Source organism: Pseudaminobacter soli (ex Li et al. 2025) (assembly GCF_029892515.1).
GTDB classification, from domain to species: domain Bacteria; phylum Pseudomonadota; class Alphaproteobacteria; order Rhizobiales; family Rhizobiaceae; genus Pseudaminobacter; species Pseudaminobacter soli_A.
Genome location: NZ_JARXVF010000001.1, coordinates 768,211 through 784,260, shown reverse-complemented (window position 1 = coordinate 784,260; position 16,050 = coordinate 768,211). Strand labels below are relative to the sequence as shown.

Genomic DNA, 16,050 nt, shown 5'->3' with positions numbered 1-16,050 from the left:
ATCAGCCCTTTGTCGTGAACCCACGCCGATCGTCAGCGATCAAGGCGTAGAGGTAGTGATCCTGCCAGTTCCCATTGATCCTGAGATAGGATCGCAACAGTCCTTCACGCTGAAATCCGGCTTTTTCAAGCACACGAACCGAGCGCTTGTTTCCGGGAATACAGGCCGCCTCGATCCGGTGCAACCTTAGCGTATCGAAGCCGAAATCGGTCAACAAAAGCAATGCTTCAAACATCAGGCCCTGGCCGGCATAGCGCTGCCCCATCCAGTAGCCGATCTGCCCGGACTGGGCGACGCCGTGACGGATATTGCCGAGCGTGATGCCGCCGACGAGCCGATTCGTCGCGCTCTCGAAAATGAAAAACGCCGCCGCATTTCCGTTGGCGAAATCTTCGCGGTAGCGACCCAGCCGCTGGCGCCAGGCCGAGCGGTCGAGCTCGTCGGGAGCCCAGCGGGGCTCCCACGGCTCCAGGAATGCGCGGCTTTCGCCGCGCAGAGCCGCCCATTCGTAGAAGTCGCCCGCTTCAGGGACGCGCAGATAGACGCGCTCGCCCTTCAGCGCCGGTGCATCTCGGCGGAAGAAGGAGAGCGCGAACATGGCTCCTGTCCCTAGACAGCCAGCTTGTGCAAGCCGCCATTGCCCTTCGGCAGCGCGTCGCAGATCGACTCATAGGTGGCAAGCGTGCCGATGGGGCCGACTGCGGTGACCGTCGGCTTGGTTGAAAACAGACGGGAGGAGAGGTCTGCCAGACGGTCGACGGTGAGCGCGCCCAGCCGTTCCATCAACTCCTCCTTGGCGATCGGACGACCGAAGAGCAGGAGCTGCCGCGCGATCTGCGAGGCCCGGCTCGAAGCGCTCTCGGCCGACATGATGAGGCCGGCGCGGTATTGGGCCCTCGCCCTGTCCAGTTCCTCCTGCGAAATCTTCTCGCCGCTCTTTTCCAGCTCGGAGATGATGACCGGGACCAGCTTCGAGATATCGGCCTGACCTGTCGCGGCATGGACGCCGAACAGGCCGGTGTCGGAAAAGCCCCAGTGGAAGGCATAGACCGAGTAGCAGAGGCCGCGCTTTTCGCGCACTTCCTGGAACAGGCGCGAGGACATGCCGCCGCCCAGGATCATCGACAGGATCTGCGAGGCGTAGAAGTCGCGCACATGGTAGGCGCGGCCTTCGAAGCCAAGCACGATCTGCGCGTCCATAAGGTCGCGGTGCTCGCGGAAATCGCCGCCGACATACTGCGCATATTGCGGCATGAAGCCTTCGGCCTTGGGACGGAAGCTGCCCAGCCGCCGCTCCACGTCGCGCACAAACACATCGTGCTTCACGTCGCCGGCGGCGACCACGACCATCTGCTCGGCGCCGTACTGGCGTTCCATGAAGGAATGCAGCTGCTTGGACGTAAACGACTTGACCGTTTCCGGCGTGCCCAGGATCGAGCGGCCGATGGTCTGGTGGCGATAGGCCGTCTCGGTGAAACGGTCGAAAACCACGTCGTCGGGCGTGTCATGCGCAGCGCCGATCTCCTGGAGGATGACGTGCTGCTCGCGCTCCAGTTCGGAAGGATCGAACTTGGACTCGGTCAGGATGTCGGACAGAAGGTCGAGGCCGAGCGGTACATCGTCGGCCAGGACGCGGGCGTAGAAGGAGGTGGTTTCCACGCTGGTGGCGGCGTTGATTTCGCCGCCGACATTTTCGATTTCGGAAGCGATCTGGAAGGCGCTTCGCTTGTTGGTTCCCTTGAACGCCATGTGTTCAAGGAGGTGGGCCATCCCATGCTCGTCGTCGCGCTCGTTGCGGGCCCCAGACTTGACCCACACCCCCATTGCGACGGATTCGATACTTGGAAGGGTCTCTGTGGCTACCGTCAGGCCGTTCGACAGACGGCTTACCTCAACACCCATAAAATTCTTACTCCCTAACGCGCCGCCCGCGCATGGCGGCTTATATAATCTTCCACCGATTTAAGCGTGGAAGGTACTATCGTGAACCTTTCCTCGCGTTCCATCAACCCCTCCAACCATGCCGGAAGCGCGGGATTTACTCCGCAGGCTTCCTCCACAGCGGCCGGGAACTTGGCCGGGTGGGCGGTCGATAGCACGATCATCGGCACATCACCTGCATGCTGGCGGGCGACATGCATGGCGGTGGCAGTGTGGGGGTCGAGCAGGTAGGAACTTGCCTTCAGCGTCTCGCGGATCGTCTCGGCCGTTTCCGCCATGCTGGCGCGGCCGGCGTCGAACTCGGCGCGGATCTTTTCCAGCGCCGGAGCGTCGATGGTGAAGGCGCCCGACTGCTTGAGCCCCGCCATGTAGCGGCGCACGGCACCGGCATCACGGCCGGTGGCCTCGAACAACAGCCGCTCGAAGTTAGATGACACCTGGATGTCCATCGACGGCGAGGTGGTCGCGACCACGCCCGTGGTGCGGTATTCGCCGGTGGCCAGCGTGCGGGCGAGGATGTCGTTGTCGTTGGTGGCGATGATCAGTCGCTCGATAGGCAGGCCCATACGCTTGGCGGCGTAGCCCGCGAAGATGTCGCCGAAATTGCCGGTGGGCACCGTGAAGGAAACCGGACGGTCCGGCGCGCCGAGCGAGAGCGCGGAGGAGAAGTAGTAGACGATCTGGGCCATGATGCGGGCCCAGTTGATCGAGTTCACGCCTGACAGCGCGACGCGATCACGGAAGGCATGGTCGTTGAACATGTCCTTCACCAGGCCCTGGCAGTCGTCGAAATTGCCTTCGATCGCAAGCGCATGGACGTTGCTGGCGGTATGCGTCGTCATCTGGCGCTGCTGCACCGGCGAGACACGGCCATGCGGGAAGAGCACGAAGATATCGGTGCGGTCGCGGCCGGCAAAGGCGTCGATGGCAGCACCGCCGGTGTCGCCGGAGGTTGCGGCAGTGATGGTGGCGCGCTGTCCGCGCTCGGCCAGCACATGGTCCATCAGCCGCGCCAGCATCTGCATGGCGACATCCTTGAAGGCCAGTGTCGGGCCGTGGAACAGCTCAAGCACGAAGGTGTTGGAGCCGGTCTGGATGACCGGGCAGACGGCCTCGTGGCGGAAGGTGGCATAGGCCTCGCGCACGATGCGCTCGAAGGCCGGAGCCGAAATCTCGCCGCCGAGGAAGGGCGTCAGCAGGCGGATGGCGAGGTCGGGGTAGGGCAGTCCGCGCATGGCGCGGAGTTCCGCTGCGCTGAACTGCGGCCATTCGCTGGGAATGTAGAGACCGCCGTCGCGCGCCAATCCGGTTAGAACCGCGTCGGAAAAGCCGAGTGCGGGCGCATCCCCGCGAGTGCTGACATAGTTCATCGTCATCCGTCTGTCCTGGCGCGACCTGCCTCGTCAAAAGCTGGTCGTTGAAAACTCCGTCCCGTCAGTCGCATTTTTGCCGCGCGATTGCTATACCAGCCGCAACTTTGCGAGAGGGAAGTTCGGCATATGAAATTTAGGTCGATCGATAGTCGTGTTCTGGCGGGTCTTGCTGTTTCGAGCTTTATGATTGTCGTCGCGGGCTGCCAGTCCGGCGACAGCGGAGGCACTGCAGCCCAGCCAAAGGTATCCGCAACTGAGCTGAGGGCATACTGCCCGACCGTTTCCCTGCGCGAAGGCACCGCCTTTTTGAATTCCTACGCCAAGGGCGGCCAGGACGATCCGGCAAAGCTGCTCTATCAGGCGTCCATCAGCGACGTCACCCGCAGTTGCAGCCGCGCCGACGGCATGCTGACGCTGAACGTCGCGGTTGCCGGCAAGGTGGTGTCGGGCCCGGCCGGCGGCCCGGGCAAGGTGACCCTGCCGGTTCGCGTCGTGGTGGTGCGTGGCCAGGAAGTGCTCTATTCGAAGCTTCAGCCGCATGAGATCACCGTCGCCGATCCGGCGGCCGCGACCCAGTTCGTCGTCAACGACCAGAACGTGACCTTCCCGATCCCCGAAGAGGGCAGCGTCCAGGTCTTCGCCGGTTTCGACGAAGGCGCGCCGGTCAAGGCCAAGGGTAAAGGCAAGGGCAAGAAGTAAGCTCTCTCCCCAAAACGCCCTGCCGGTCGGATGACGCAGACAGGGCGGTCTAACGCGAAGACGCGGATTACGCGTCTTCCGACCATTCCGACAAAGCGGCGACAACGCCCGAAAAATCCGCCCAGCGGCGGATGACGGTTTCCGCACCGGCCTCGGTCAGCGCGTCTGCGTGGCCGGGGTAGCTGTGCGATGCGCCGGTGAAGCCGATGGCGCGCATGCCGGCCGCGCGAGCGCCGGTGACGCCATGTACTGAATCCTCGACAACGAAAGTGCGCGCCGGATCGGCGCCGAGCGTCTTGGCCGCATGCAGGAATACGTCCGGGGCCGGCTTCGGTTTCTTCGTCGGCGTGTCGAGCGCGGAGAAGATGCGTCCCGAAAAGAACGGCAACAGGCGCGTCTTGCCGAGCGTCATGTCCAGCCTTTCGGCGCTGGAGTTCGAGCAGATGCAAAAGGGCACCGCAACGGCGGCCACAGCTTCGTGCGCGCCTTCGATGGCTCGGACCTCTGCCTGCAGCCGGCGGTCGACCTGCTTTTCAGCCTGCTCGATGAGCGAGGCCTGGAACGGAATCTGCGATTGCTCCTCGATGCGCAGCATGATGTCCTTGAACGTCAGGCCGGCATAGACCTCGGCCAGTTCCTCGGCCGAAATCGGGAAGCCGGCGGCAGTCAGAAGGTCTGCCTCGACGCGGGCGGCGATGATTTCTGAATCGACGAGAACGCCGTCGCAATCGAAAATGACAAGGTCTGGCTGTGTCATGGCAATCCGGGAAATTGGGGAGGAAATGGCCGCAAGCGGCTTATGTAGGTTCGCCGGGCGGCATACACCATGGGCACCCAATCCGCAAACCTGACAACCTGTGGTCGGCAATTTCGGAGCCGGCTTCACTAAATGTTTACGCTAATCGGTAACCATAACAGGGTGTAAACAGTAACTTGTAACCCGGGTGCTTGAATGTCCGCCGTGCGTCTCTCCGCCGACCTTTCTCCCTCGCAGCATAAAGCCGAGTGGCTGGATACGATCCTGAAAGGGGATTGCGTCGCCGCGCTGAACAAGCTGCCCGAAAAGTCGGTCGACGTGATCTTCGCCGACCCGCCCTACAATCTGCAGCTCAACGGCGATCTGCACCGCCCCGACCAGTCCAAGGTCGATGCCGTGGACGATCACTGGGACCAGTTCGACAGCTTTGCCGCTTACGACGCCTTCACCCGTGCCTGGCTGCTGGCGGCGCGCCGCGTTCTTAAGCCGAACGGCACCATCTGGGTGATCGGCTCCTATCACAACATCTTCCGCGTCGGCGCCTCGATGCAGGATCTCGGCTACTGGATCCTCAACGACATCGTCTGGCGCAAGACCAACCCGATGCCGAATTTCCGCGGGCGCCGCTTCCAGAACGCGCATGAGACGATGATCTGGGCCTCGCGTGACGCGAATTCCAAGAGCTACACCTTCAACTACGACTCGCTGAAGGCGGCCAATGACGATGTGCAGATGCGCTCGGACTGGCTGTTCCCGATCTGCACCGGCAATGAGCGACTGAAGGACGACAACGGCGACAAGCTGCATCCGACGCAGAAGCCCGAGGCGCTGCTGGCCCGCATCATGCTGGCGTCGACCAAGCCGGGTGACGTGGTGCTCGATCCCTTCTTCGGCTCCGGCACGACGGGCGCGGTGGCCAAGCGCCTCGGCCGCCACTTCGTCGGCATCGAGCGCGAGCAGGAATATATCGACGCCGCAAGGGCGCGCATCGATGCGGTGAAGCCGCTGGAAAGCACCACGCTGACGGTGCTGTCGGGCAAGCGCGCAGAGCCGCGCGTGGCCTTCGTGTCGCTGATCGATTCCGGCATGATCAAGCCGGGCACGACGCTCTACGACGCCAAGAAGCGCTGGGCCGCCACGGTGCGCGCCGACGGCACGCTGGCGGTGGGCGATCAGGCCGGCTCCATCCATCGCATCGGCGCGGCCGTGCAGGGCTTCGATGCCTGCAACGGCTGGACCTTCTGGCACTATGAACGCAATGGCGGGCTGACCCAGATCGACGAGCTTCGGCGCATCGCGCGCCTCGGCATGGAGCGTGCGGGCGCGTAACCTGCCGCGCCCGAAGCTCAAGTGCTATAGATGGGCCGGGGTTCCAGTCACCGGCTGATCCCGAAGCGCTCGAGGTCCTCCTCGAGCGTTTTGGCGTCGCGGAACAGCACCGCCTGCCAGCCCGCAGCCTTTGCGCCGTCGACATTCTTCTGGCTGTCGTCGATGAAGATCGTGGCGGCGGGCTCCAGCCCGAAGGTTGCCGCGTGGAGGTCGTAGATGGCGCGGTCAGGCTTGATCATGCCGATCTCGCCCGACACGGTGATGCCGCGCGGCCTTTCGAGGAACGGGAAACGACCACGCGCCTCCACAAAAGTATCCTTTGCCCAATTGGACAGGATGGTCACGTCGTGACCCTTGTCGATCAGCGCTTGCATGAGTTCGACGCTGTCGTCATAGGCGTGCGGCACCATTTCGTGCCAATGGCGGCGGAAGTTGCGGATGTTGTCTTCGTGGTCGGGAAACTCTGCGATGAGCAACGCCTCGGCTTCCTCCCAGCTTCGCCCGCGATCCTGCTCGATGTTCCAGTCGTTGGTGCAGACCGTCTCGAAGAACCTCTTGCGTTCGGCCTCGTCCGGGATCAACCGGCTGAACGGCAGGTTCGGATCGTAATGGATCAGCACCTTGCCGACGTCGAACACGATGTGGCGGATTTCGGTCATCTGGGCCTCTTCTGGCTGTTGGAATGGGGCTTGCGAGTCGCGCCGGGTATCGCAGCTTCGATTGCCTTTTTCATGACAGTGGGCAGCGCCTCGCCGTGGAGCGCGTCGGCGGTCGCCCAGAAATGCCCGGATGGGACCGCGTCGGCGGAAACCGTTGCAAGAAAGATTTGTAACTCAAGCGAAAAATGCGTGAAGACGTGGCTGATGCTGCCGGCCTTCTGCCAGTCGGCGGGGAAGGGAGCCGCGTCGACCGTGGTGAGCCCGTCGACACGGGCGGTCCAGTTGGTCGTGGGCACTTCGGTCATGCCGCCCAGCAGGCCTTTTTCCGGCCGCTTGCGCAAAAGGACCGCGCCGTCATCGCGAACCGCGACGAAGGCCGCACCGCGTCGCGACGGTTTTTCGGCCTTGGGCGCGCGCACCGGATAAAACTCCGGATCGGCCTTGCCGAGAACCTGGCATTCCTCACGCAGCGGGCAGAGCATGCAGCGCGGCCTGCGCGGGGTGCAGATGGTGGCGCCGAGGTCCATCATCGCCTGGGCAAAATCGCCGGGGCGCTCATTCGGCACCAGCGTTTCCAGAAGGCTGCGGATTTCCGGCTTGGCCTCGGGCAGGGGCGTATCGATCATGTAAAGGCGCGACATCACGCGCTCGACATTGCCATCCATGACCGCTGCCGGCCGGTCGAAGGCGATCGCCGAAATCGCAGCGGCCGTGTAGGGGCCAATGCCGGGCAGGGCGCGCAGGCCCGCTTCCGTATCGGGAAAGGCGCCGCCGGCGGCCGCCACGGCATTGGCACAAGCCTTGAGATTGCGGGCGCGAGAATAATAGCCGAGCCCGGCCCAGGCCTTCATCACCTCCTCGTTCTCGGCGGAAGCGAGAGCCTCGACCGTCGGCCATTTTTCGAGGAAGGCGCGGAAATAGGGTTTTACGGCCTCGACGGTCGTCTGCTGCAGCATGATTTCCGACAGCCAGACGCGGTAGGGATCGGGCCGCACGCCTGCCGCAAGGTCGCGCGGGGCCGTGCGCCAGGGCAGTTCGCGGTGGTTGTCGTCGTACCAGGCAAGCAGGTGCTGCGCGATCGTTGGGAGCTTCGCGTCGTCGCTCTTGCGGGATGTGCCTGCTGATGCCATTGATCGCCGGAACGCTATGCGCCTGCCGCGCGGGCGCGGATTAATCTGGAGAACGCACATGGCAGGGAAAGTGCCGCTCGGCAATCCCGTTCCGGTGAGCGATCTCGCCACCGAAATTCTCGACCCGGTGCTGCGCAAGCGCGCGGGCATATCCGTCGGGCTGGTTCAATCTTGGGAAGAGATCGTCGGCCCGCGTCTTGCGCTCAAGACGCGGCCCGAAAAGATCCAGTGGCCGCGCAGGATGCATGAGGACGATCCCTTCGAGCCGGCGACGCTGATCGTGGCTTGCGAAGGCATGGCTGCGCTGCACCTGCAGCATGAGACGGGCGAGGTGATCGGCCGCGTCAACTCTTTCCTGGGTTTTAACGCCATCGGCCGCTTGCGCATCGTGCAGAAACCGGTCGCCAACAACACCGCAGCACCCAGGCCGCGGCCGCGCCAGCTGACCGATGTCGAACGCAAAAAACTCTCGGGAACGGTGGGCGTGATCGAGGATGAAGGTCTGCGCGCCTCACTGGAACGGCTGGGGGCCACCATCATCGGCACAAGACAAAGAAAATCCTGACATTTTTCTCGCGGATTCGTGATTGGCTGCGAAAAATTTGGTAATTGGATTGACGTACTGGATGCCTTAATTCGTGCCAACTCTGGCTTTTGGTTGCTTCGGCATCGCACACTCTAACGGCAGGCAGGTGATTCGCATGACCCGTTCCATTTCACGCAGGACTGTTCTTTCTTCCCTGGCCGCCGTTCCGGCTGTCGCGTTGCTTGCTGCTTGCAGCGACAATACGGGCGCGGTCACCCCGGCCAATGCCGCCGAGGCGCCGCAGCCGCAGGGCACGGTTGACATGGCCAAGCTGCTCCAGCCCGGCGCGCTGCCAGACGAGGTGATGGGCAAGGCCGACGCGCCGGTGACCATGGTCGAATATGCCTCGATGACCTGTACCCACTGCGCGCACTTCGCCAACACGACCTTCCCCGAGCTGAAGGCCAAGTATATCGACACCGGCAAGGTGCGTTACATCCTGCGCGAGTTCCCCTTCGACCCGCGCGCGGAAGCCGCCTTCATGCTTGCCCGCTGCTCGAAGGACAACTATTTCCCGATGGTCGAAGTGCTGTTCAAGCAGCAGGAAAACTGGGCGCCGGTGCAGGATGCCAAGACCGCGCTCCTTCAAATCGCCAAACTGGCCGGTTTTTCACAGGAGTCCTTCGAGGCCTGCTTGACTGACCAGAAACTTCTGGACGATGTCAGAGCAGTACAGAAGCGTGGTGCGGATGAATTTGGCGTGGACTCCACCCCAAGCTTCTTCATCAATGGGAAAATGTACAAAGGGGCTATGTCGATTGAGGATATGTCGGCGATTATCGACGGCATGCTCTAAGGGCTCGGCTAGGCCGGGGCGCCTGCGCTCCGGCACGCCTGCGGTCGCGGGACCGCGCGCATGAAATTTTCCCGCCTGCGCCTTCTCGGTTTCAAATCCTTCGTCGAACCGGGCGAGTTCGTGATCGAACGCGGCCTGACGGGCATCGTCGGGCCGAATGGCTGCGGCAAGTCCAATCTGGTCGAGGCGCTGCGCTGGGTGATGGGCGAAAGCTCATACAAGAACATGCGCGCCTCGGGCATGGACGACGTGATCTTCTCGGGCTCCAACACGCGCCCGGCCCGCAACACGGCTGAAGTCACGCTTTTCCTCGACAATACCGACCGCACCGCCCCTCCGGCCTTCAACGAGGCCGACGAACTGCAGGTGTCGCGCCGCATCGAGCGCGAGGCGGGTTCGGTCTATCGCATCAACGGTAAGGAAGCACGCGCCAAGGACGTGCAGCTTCTGTTCGCCGACCAGTCGACCGGCGCGCGCTCGCCCTCCATGGTGGGGCAGGGGCGCATTGGCGAGTTGATCCAGGCAAAGCCGCAGGCGCGCCGTGCGCTTCTCGAAGAAGCCGCCGGCATTTCGGGCCTGCATACCCGCCGCCACGAGGCGGAACTGCGCCTCCGCGCCGCCGAACAAAACCTCGAGCGCCTCGACGACGTGGTGGGCGAGCTCGAAGGCCAGATCGAAAGCCTGAAGCGTCAGGCACGGCAGGCCGCGCGCTTCAAGAACCTGTCGGCGGACATCCGCAAGGCGGAGGCCACGTTGCTGCATCTGCGCTGGGTGCAGGCCAAGACCCAGGAGGGCGAGGCGCGTTCGGCGCTCGCCACCGCAACCTCGCTCGTTGGCGATCGCGCCGCCGCCCAGATGACGGCCGCCAAGGAGCAGGCCATCGGCGCGCACCGCCTGCCCGAACTGCGCGAGGCCGAGGCTGCGGCCGCCGCGATCTTCCAGCGGCTCACCATCGCCCGCACGCAGATCGAGGAGGAGGCAAACCGCGTCAAGGCGCGGCAGGTCGAACTCGAACGCCGCCTGCAACAGCTCGACGCCGACATTGCCCGCGAGGAACAGCTCGTCAGCGACAATGCCGACATCCTCTCGCGCCTTGCCGAGGAAGAGGAAACGCTGAAGGCCGAAAACGATGGCGCCGAAGAACGCGAGATCGCGACAAGCGCTGCCTTCGAGGATGCGACCGCCACGCTTCAGCAGAGCGAAGCGGCACTTTCCAGGCTGACGGCCGAGCGGGCAGAGGCAGCGGCCTCGCGCACCCAATTCGAACGCGCATTGCGCGAGACGGCCGAGCGGCGCGACCGCTTCGCGCGGCAACTGGCCGAAGTCGACCGGGAGGTTTCGGAGATCGCGTCGCGTATCGCGGGCCTTGCCGATCCGGCCGAGAAGAAGTTTTTGGCGGACGAAGCCGCCGCTGCTCTTGAAGAAGCGGAGCTGGGCGCCGGCGAAGCCGAGCGGATGGTGGCCGAGGCGCGTGCCACTGAGGCCGCCGCCCGCCCACCGCTGCAGCAGGCGCGCGCAGCGCTGGCCGAGATCGAAACCGAAGCGCGCACGCTGGCCAAGATCCTGAGCGCCACAAGTGGCGATCTTTTCCCGGCGGTGCTCGAGCAGATCAGCGTCGATCGTGGTTTCGAGATGGCGCTTGGTGCAGCCCTTGGCGAAGACCTCGACGTGCCTCTCGACCAAAGCGCGCCGGTGCATTGGGGTGATGCGCAAGCAGCACCTAGCGATCCGACCCTGCCGGAAGGCGTGCGGAGCCTGGCGACGGTGGTCCGTGCGCCAAAACAGCTGGCGCGGCGTCTGGCGCAGATCGGCATCGTGGAGCCGGGCGAGGGGCAGCGCCTTCAGGCGCGGCTGGCGCCGGGGCAGCGGCTGGTCAGCCGCGACGGCGCGCTGTGGCGCTGGGACGGTTTCACCGCAAGTGCCGATGCGCCGACCGCTGCCGCGCAGCGACTTGCCCAGAAGAACCGGCTAGCAGAACTCGACGCCGAAGCCATCGAGGCTGGCGCGAAGGTGCGCGCGGCCGAGCAGGCGTTGGCTGACGCTGAGGCTGACGTCCGCCGGCTCATCGAAGAAGAGCGCCAGTCGCGTCAGGCCTGGCGCGACGCGCAGCATGCCCTCGACCAGGCGCGCGATGCGCTGGCGAAAGCGGAGAAGGCAGCCGGCGAACTTTCCAGCCGCCGCGCCGCGCTCGACGAGGCGCGCGCCCGCATCGAGGCGGATCACGAGGAAGCCGCCGCTGCATATATCGAAGCCGAGGAAACGCTGGCGGACGCGCCGGACCTTAGCGACCTGCAGTCGCGGCTCGACCAGGCCGGCGCACAAGTCGCGCGTGACCGTGCCGCGGTGGCCGACGCCCGCGCCATCCATGACGGGCTGACGCGCGAGGCCGAGGCGCGCACGCGCCGGCTCGATGCCATCGTGGTCGAGCGCCGCAACTGGATGCTGCGCGCCGAAAACGCCGCTGGCCACATCGCCTCGCTGCATGAGCGGCAGGCCGAGGCGGCCGAGGAGCGCGAGAGGCTGATCGACGCGCCCGATGAGATCGACGAGCGCCGGCGCAGCCTGCTTACGCAGCTGTCGAAGGCGGAGGCCGAGCGCAAGGAAGTCGCCGACCGGCTACAGGAAGCTGAAAACCGGCAATCGGTTCTGGACAGGGCCGCGACCGAAGCCATTCAAGGGCTGTCGGAAGCGCGCGAGGCCCGCGGCCGTGCCGAGGAGCGGCTGACCGCGGCTGATGATCGCCGCAAGGAGATCGAGGGGCGCATTCATGAAGCGCTGAACGCCGCGCCGCATCTCGTCATCCGCCACACCGGCCTCGAAGCCGACGATCCGCTGCCCGACGCAGGCGAGGTCGAACGGCGGCTGGAGCGCCTCAAGATCGAGCGCGAGCGGCTGGGTGCGGTCAATTTGCGCGCGGAGGAAGAGCAGCGCGAGCTTTCCGAGCGCCACGATGCAATCGTTTCGGAGCGCGACGACGTCATCGAGGCGATCCGCAAGCTGCGCCAGGCGATCCAGAGCCTCAATCGCGAGGGCCGCGAGCGCCTGCTTGCCGCCTTCGACAAGGTCAATGTCGAGTTCAAGCGGCTGTTCACGCATCTCTTCGGCGGTGGCACCGCTGAGTTGCAACTGATCGAGTCGGACGATCCGCTGGAAGCGGGGCTCGAAATCCTCGCTCGCCCGCCCGGCAAGAAGCCTCAGACCATGACGCTGCTTTCGGGTGGCGAGCAGGCGCTGACGGCCATGGCGCTGATCTTCGCCGTGTTCCTCACCAATCCCGCGCCGATCTGCGTGCTGGACGAGGTGGACGCGCCGCTCGACGACCACAATGTCGAGCGCTTCTGCAACCTGATGGACGAGATGGCGCGTACCACCGAGACGCGCTTCGTCATCATCACGCATAACCCCATCACCATGGCGCGCATGAACCGCCTGTTCGGCGTCACCATGGCCGAGCAGGGGGTCAGTACGTTGGTTTCGGTGGATCTGCAGACCGCGGAGCGCATCCGCGAGGCGAGCTAAGGGCGCGCGGAAGCGGTTATCGACTGGTGAAGGGGGGACCCGTCAACTTGTCCAAGACGACGAGCCTGTCTTAGGCGAGGAACTCAGCCTCCTTCAGTGTCGCTGGTGCTCTTTTTCTTTGGTGCCGGCGAAAACGATAGGGTCAGCCAGAGATTCCATCCATCGGGACGGTTTTTCGCGCCGAACTCGTAGTAGCCCTTGAGATTCACATATCCCGCGGTCTTGTCGTTGACGTCGAACTTGTAGCCGATCTGCGGGCCGATGCCGAAGACCCTCGACTCGAAGGAACCAAGCACGGCGCCCTGGCCGCTGTCGCCAGAAAGTTGCTGGTACGCGTAGCCTACCACGCCGAGATGCAGGTGCTCATTCAGGAACTGCGAGGCCGCCCAGTCTATGTGGCCGTCCACGCCGTTCTTGTAGTTCGTGTCGGGATTTTCGAAATTGTAGGTCAGGCCGCCGACGATCGAGAACTCGCGGCCGCTTTTCGTGTCGAGATAGGTGTAGCCGGCCCCAGCGTCGATCGCTCCATGGCCGAGGCCGAGATTGACAAGCCGATCCGGATTGTAGTTGCCGACAGGGATGTCCCCCGTGAGGTAGGTCATGAAGTTATTGACGCCCTTGTTCCACCTCAGCGTGAATTCCGGAATGACGTCGCCAAATGACGTCAGGGCCTCGCTTCTATGTCCCGAGATCGTGTTGCCCCGTGGCCCAGTCAAAGTTGCATCGACGGCCGCCTGATTGCGCCCCCCAGCACCCAGGACACTGATTGCTGCCTGACCGCCCCATAAGGGATCGTGGAATGTGTAAGTGGGGCCGAAGAAAACCAGGTCTCCGCGTCCGCTTAACCCCACATCGACCACGCCTCGGCCGCCGCGCGTGAACTCGGCATCCGCGCCCGCGCTGACCGAAGTGTGGTAGTAGATGGTCGCGAACGACCAGCCGGGTTCGCCGGGCACTGCTGAGAAGCTTCCGTAGAGGCCCGGGAGCCAGAAGCTGACGCCGCCTTCGTCAGCCTGGGCTGTCGAGCCGAGCGCCAAGATTACTGCCGAAATTCCGAGGAGTTTCTTCGTCAACATCCTTGCCCTTCCACAGAGACAACGCAGCCAACTCAGTATTCAGTTTCGTTGTTACATAGCATTCAGGGTTTCGCACCTCAGAAAATCGGCAGTGCAAAATCCCCGATGCGAGTGCGACCTCTTCGACACATCTGCTTTCGATCCGGTGCTCGGCCGCGCGAGAGGCTGGAGTACGTTCTCGAAGGGAAAGATCACGGGTGTGCGTTAGCCAAATGAATTAGGTCGGCAGAGCGGTGGCCTCCATTTCCCTTGGTAGGAACCGCCCTAACTAATCGCTGCTATTACCGAAAAAACCAGCCGTGTCTGTGAATAGCTGACGATAGTCAGTGAAGCAGTCTTGGGTGCACTGAGCAGTCAAAGAGGAGCTTGGCTAAGCAAAGCAATCGATCGCGCATTTCGATCGAAATATGGGTGCCCAGGAGAGGGAGCAAGCCTGCCAACCCAAAGTGGTGATCACTATCGATGGAGCATGCGATGTCCAGCAAGCAGGAAGAAGATCGTCGTCCAGAGGCAACCGACCCCGTAGTTAGTCGGCGTAGCGTCTTGCTCGGCGGCACGGCGCTCGCAGCGGCGTCGGCAATCGGAACCGGAGGTTCGGTCCAGGTCGCCCAGGCGCAGGAGACAGCCCCCGACACTTCGACCAACCGGCCGCCCAACATCATTTGCATCATGGGCGACGATATCGGCTGGTTCAATCTCGGTGCCTATCACCGGGGCATCATGGCCGGCAGGACGCCAAACCTGGACAAAATGGCCAACGAAGGCATGCTGTTTACTGACTACTATGCCGAGGCAAGCTGCACGGCCGGCCGCGCCAACTTCATAACCGGGGAATTGCCGGTTCGCACCGGCCTCACCACAGTTGGCCAGGCAGGCGCCAAGCTCGGCATACCGCCGCAAGCTGTGACCATCGCGACCGCCCTCAAGTCGATGGGCTACAATACCGGCCAGTTCGGCAAGAACCATCTTGGCGATCTCAACGAATTCCTGCCCACCGTCCACGGCTTCGACGAGTTCTTCGGCTATCTCTATCACCTCGATGCCATGGAAGATCCGGCGCATCCCAATTATCCGCCCGAACTCCGTGACACGGTCGGTCCCCGCAACATGATCCACTCCTGGGCGACCTCAACCGACGACCCGACGGAGCAGCCGCGCTGGGGAAGGATCGGCAAGCAACGCATCGAGGACGCCGGGCCGCTCTATCCCAAGCGGATGGAAACCGTGGACGACGAGATCTTGAAGTTCACGCTCGCCTTCATTGATCAGGCGAAGCAGCAGAACAGGCCGTTCTTCGTCTGGCTGAACCCGACGCGCATGCATGTCGTGACCCATCTTTCCGAAAAATACGAGAAGATGCGCACGCCCGAAAACGGCTGGAGCATGGAAGAGGCGGGCATGGCACAGCTCGACGACATCGTCGGCTCGGTCATGCAGAAGCTGAAGGACGACGGCCTGGACGACAACACGATCGTCGTCTTCACGACAGACAACGGTGCGGAGAATTTCACCTGGCCCGATGGCGGCCAGACCCCGTTTGCCGGCGGCAAGGGAACGGGATTGGAAGGCGGCTTTCGCGTGCCTTGCCTCATCCGCTGGCCCGGCCATGTGCCGGCCGGCAAAATCGAGAACGGGATCGTCTCAGGGCTCGACTGGTTTCCGACTTTCGTGGCCGCAGCAGGAAACCCAAACATCGCGGAGGAGCTCAAGGCCGGCAAACAGCTGGGCGAGATGAACTACAAGGTTCATCTCGACGGCTACAATCAGATGGATCTGATTACCGGGAAGGGCCCTTCGGCTCGCCACGAACTCTTCTACTTCACCGAAAGCACGCTCAGCGCGGTGCGGATAGACGATTTCAAATACCGCTTCACCGACCAGCCAACCGGCTGGCTTGGCGGCACCGTCAAGCTTGATTGGCCAGCTTTGACCAATCTGCGTCTCGATCCCTTCGAACGCACGGGCTTGCCGAGCGGAGACAAGGGCTCATTGGCCTTCTACAACTACTTCGTCTACCAGTTCTGGCGGTTCCAGTTCGCGCAACAGCAGGTGGCAAGGCTCGCTCAAACTGCGCTCGAATTTCCTCCCATGCAAAGAGGCGCGAGCTTCAATCTGGAGGCCGTCAAGGCGCAGATAGAGAAGGCAATGAAGTCGCATGCCGGCGAATGACGTTTGCCGCAAGGGG

At 63.5% G+C, this 16,050-nt stretch carries 13 protein-coding genes; 6 read left to right on the top strand and 7 right to left on the bottom strand.

Features of this window, described 5'->3' with window-relative positions:
* Position 1: 1 nt before the first annotated feature.
* The 3 genes from M2281_RS03740 to thrC are packed head-to-tail and all read right to left on the bottom strand — an operon-like array spanning position 2 to position 3,311.
* On the bottom strand, positions 2-598 hold the full coding sequence (locus tag M2281_RS03740) for a GNAT family N-acetyltransferase (RefSeq protein ID WP_280819753.1): 597 nt from the start codon (positions 596-598) through the stop codon (positions 2-4).
* An 11-nt stretch (positions 599-609) separates the two neighbouring features.
* Positions 610-1,902: a M16 family metallopeptidase gene (locus M2281_RS03735; RefSeq protein WP_280819752.1), complete on the bottom strand. Its 1,293-nt coding sequence runs from the start codon at positions 1,900-1,902 to the stop codon at positions 610-612.
* Between the two features lie 14 nt (positions 1,903-1,916).
* On the bottom strand, positions 1,917-3,311 hold the full coding sequence (gene thrC / locus M2281_RS03730; protein ID WP_280821103.1) for a threonine synthase: 1,395 nt from the start codon (positions 3,309-3,311) through the stop codon (positions 1,917-1,919).
* Between the two features lie 129 nt (positions 3,312-3,440).
* Here thrC and M2281_RS03725 point away from each other — a divergent pair, with 129 nt between their 5' ends.
* A complete protein-coding gene (locus M2281_RS03725) occupies positions 3,441-4,013 on the top strand; it encodes a hypothetical protein (protein WP_280819751.1) in 573 nt (190 codons plus the stop codon).
* 67 nt (positions 4,014-4,080) lie between these two features.
* Here the strand turns inward: M2281_RS03725 and M2281_RS03720 are convergent, their stop codons facing one another.
* Positions 4,081-4,770 (bottom strand): HAD family hydrolase, encoded by a 690-nt coding sequence (locus tag M2281_RS03720; protein WP_280819750.1) that lies wholly within the window; start codon positions 4,768-4,770, stop codon positions 4,081-4,083.
* Positions 4,771-4,965: 195 nt separating this feature from the next.
* Between M2281_RS03720 and M2281_RS03715 the strand changes: the two genes are divergently transcribed.
* Complete coding sequence (locus tag M2281_RS03715; protein WP_280819749.1) at positions 4,966-6,099, top strand: site-specific DNA-methyltransferase; 1,134 nt, start codon at positions 4,966-4,968, stop codon at positions 6,097-6,099.
* Positions 6,100-6,146: 47 nt separating this feature from the next.
* Here M2281_RS03715 and M2281_RS03710 read toward each other — a convergent pair whose 3' ends face one another.
* Both M2281_RS03710 and mutY read right to left on the bottom strand, forming a co-directional pair.
* Entirely contained in the window at positions 6,147-6,758 is a 612-nt protein-coding gene (locus M2281_RS03710) for an HAD family hydrolase (RefSeq protein ID WP_280819748.1), read from the bottom strand.
* A complete protein-coding gene (gene mutY, locus M2281_RS03705) occupies positions 6,755-7,888 on the bottom strand; it encodes an A/G-specific adenine glycosylase (protein ID WP_280819746.1) in 1,134 nt (377 codons plus the stop codon). Before mutY ends, M2281_RS03710 begins: the two co-directional genes overlap by 4 nt.
* Positions 7,889-7,946: 58 nt before the next feature.
* On the opposite strand from mutY, the gene M2281_RS03700 reads away from it, so the two are divergent.
* The 3 genes from M2281_RS03700 (at position 7,947) to smc (ending at position 12,789) form a co-directional block, all read left to right on the top strand.
* Positions 7,947-8,453: a DUF721 domain-containing protein gene (locus tag M2281_RS03700; RefSeq protein WP_280819745.1), complete on the top strand. Its 507-nt coding sequence runs from the start codon at positions 7,947-7,949 to the stop codon at positions 8,451-8,453.
* A gap of 136 nt (positions 8,454-8,589) precedes the next feature.
* Complete coding sequence (locus M2281_RS03695) at positions 8,590-9,270, top strand: DsbA family protein (RefSeq protein WP_280821102.1); 681 nt, start codon at positions 8,590-8,592, stop codon at positions 9,268-9,270.
* Positions 9,271-9,330: 60 nt separating this feature from the next.
* On the top strand, positions 9,331-12,789 hold the full coding sequence (smc, locus tag M2281_RS03690; RefSeq protein WP_280819744.1) for a chromosome segregation protein SMC: 3,459 nt from the start codon (positions 9,331-9,333) through the stop codon (positions 12,787-12,789).
* 83 nt (positions 12,790-12,872) lie between these two features.
* Here smc and M2281_RS03685 read toward each other — a convergent pair whose 3' ends face one another.
* A complete protein-coding gene (locus M2281_RS03685) occupies positions 12,873-13,865 on the bottom strand; it encodes a SphA family protein (protein WP_280819743.1) in 993 nt (330 codons plus the stop codon).
* Positions 13,866-14,339: 474 nt separating this feature from the next.
* On the opposite strand from M2281_RS03685, the gene M2281_RS03680 reads away from it, so the two are divergent.
* Positions 14,340-16,034: an arylsulfatase gene (locus M2281_RS03680; RefSeq protein ID WP_280819742.1), complete on the top strand. Its 1,695-nt coding sequence runs from the start codon at positions 14,340-14,342 to the stop codon at positions 16,032-16,034.
* The last annotated feature ends 16 nt before the right edge of the window (positions 16,035-16,050 follow it).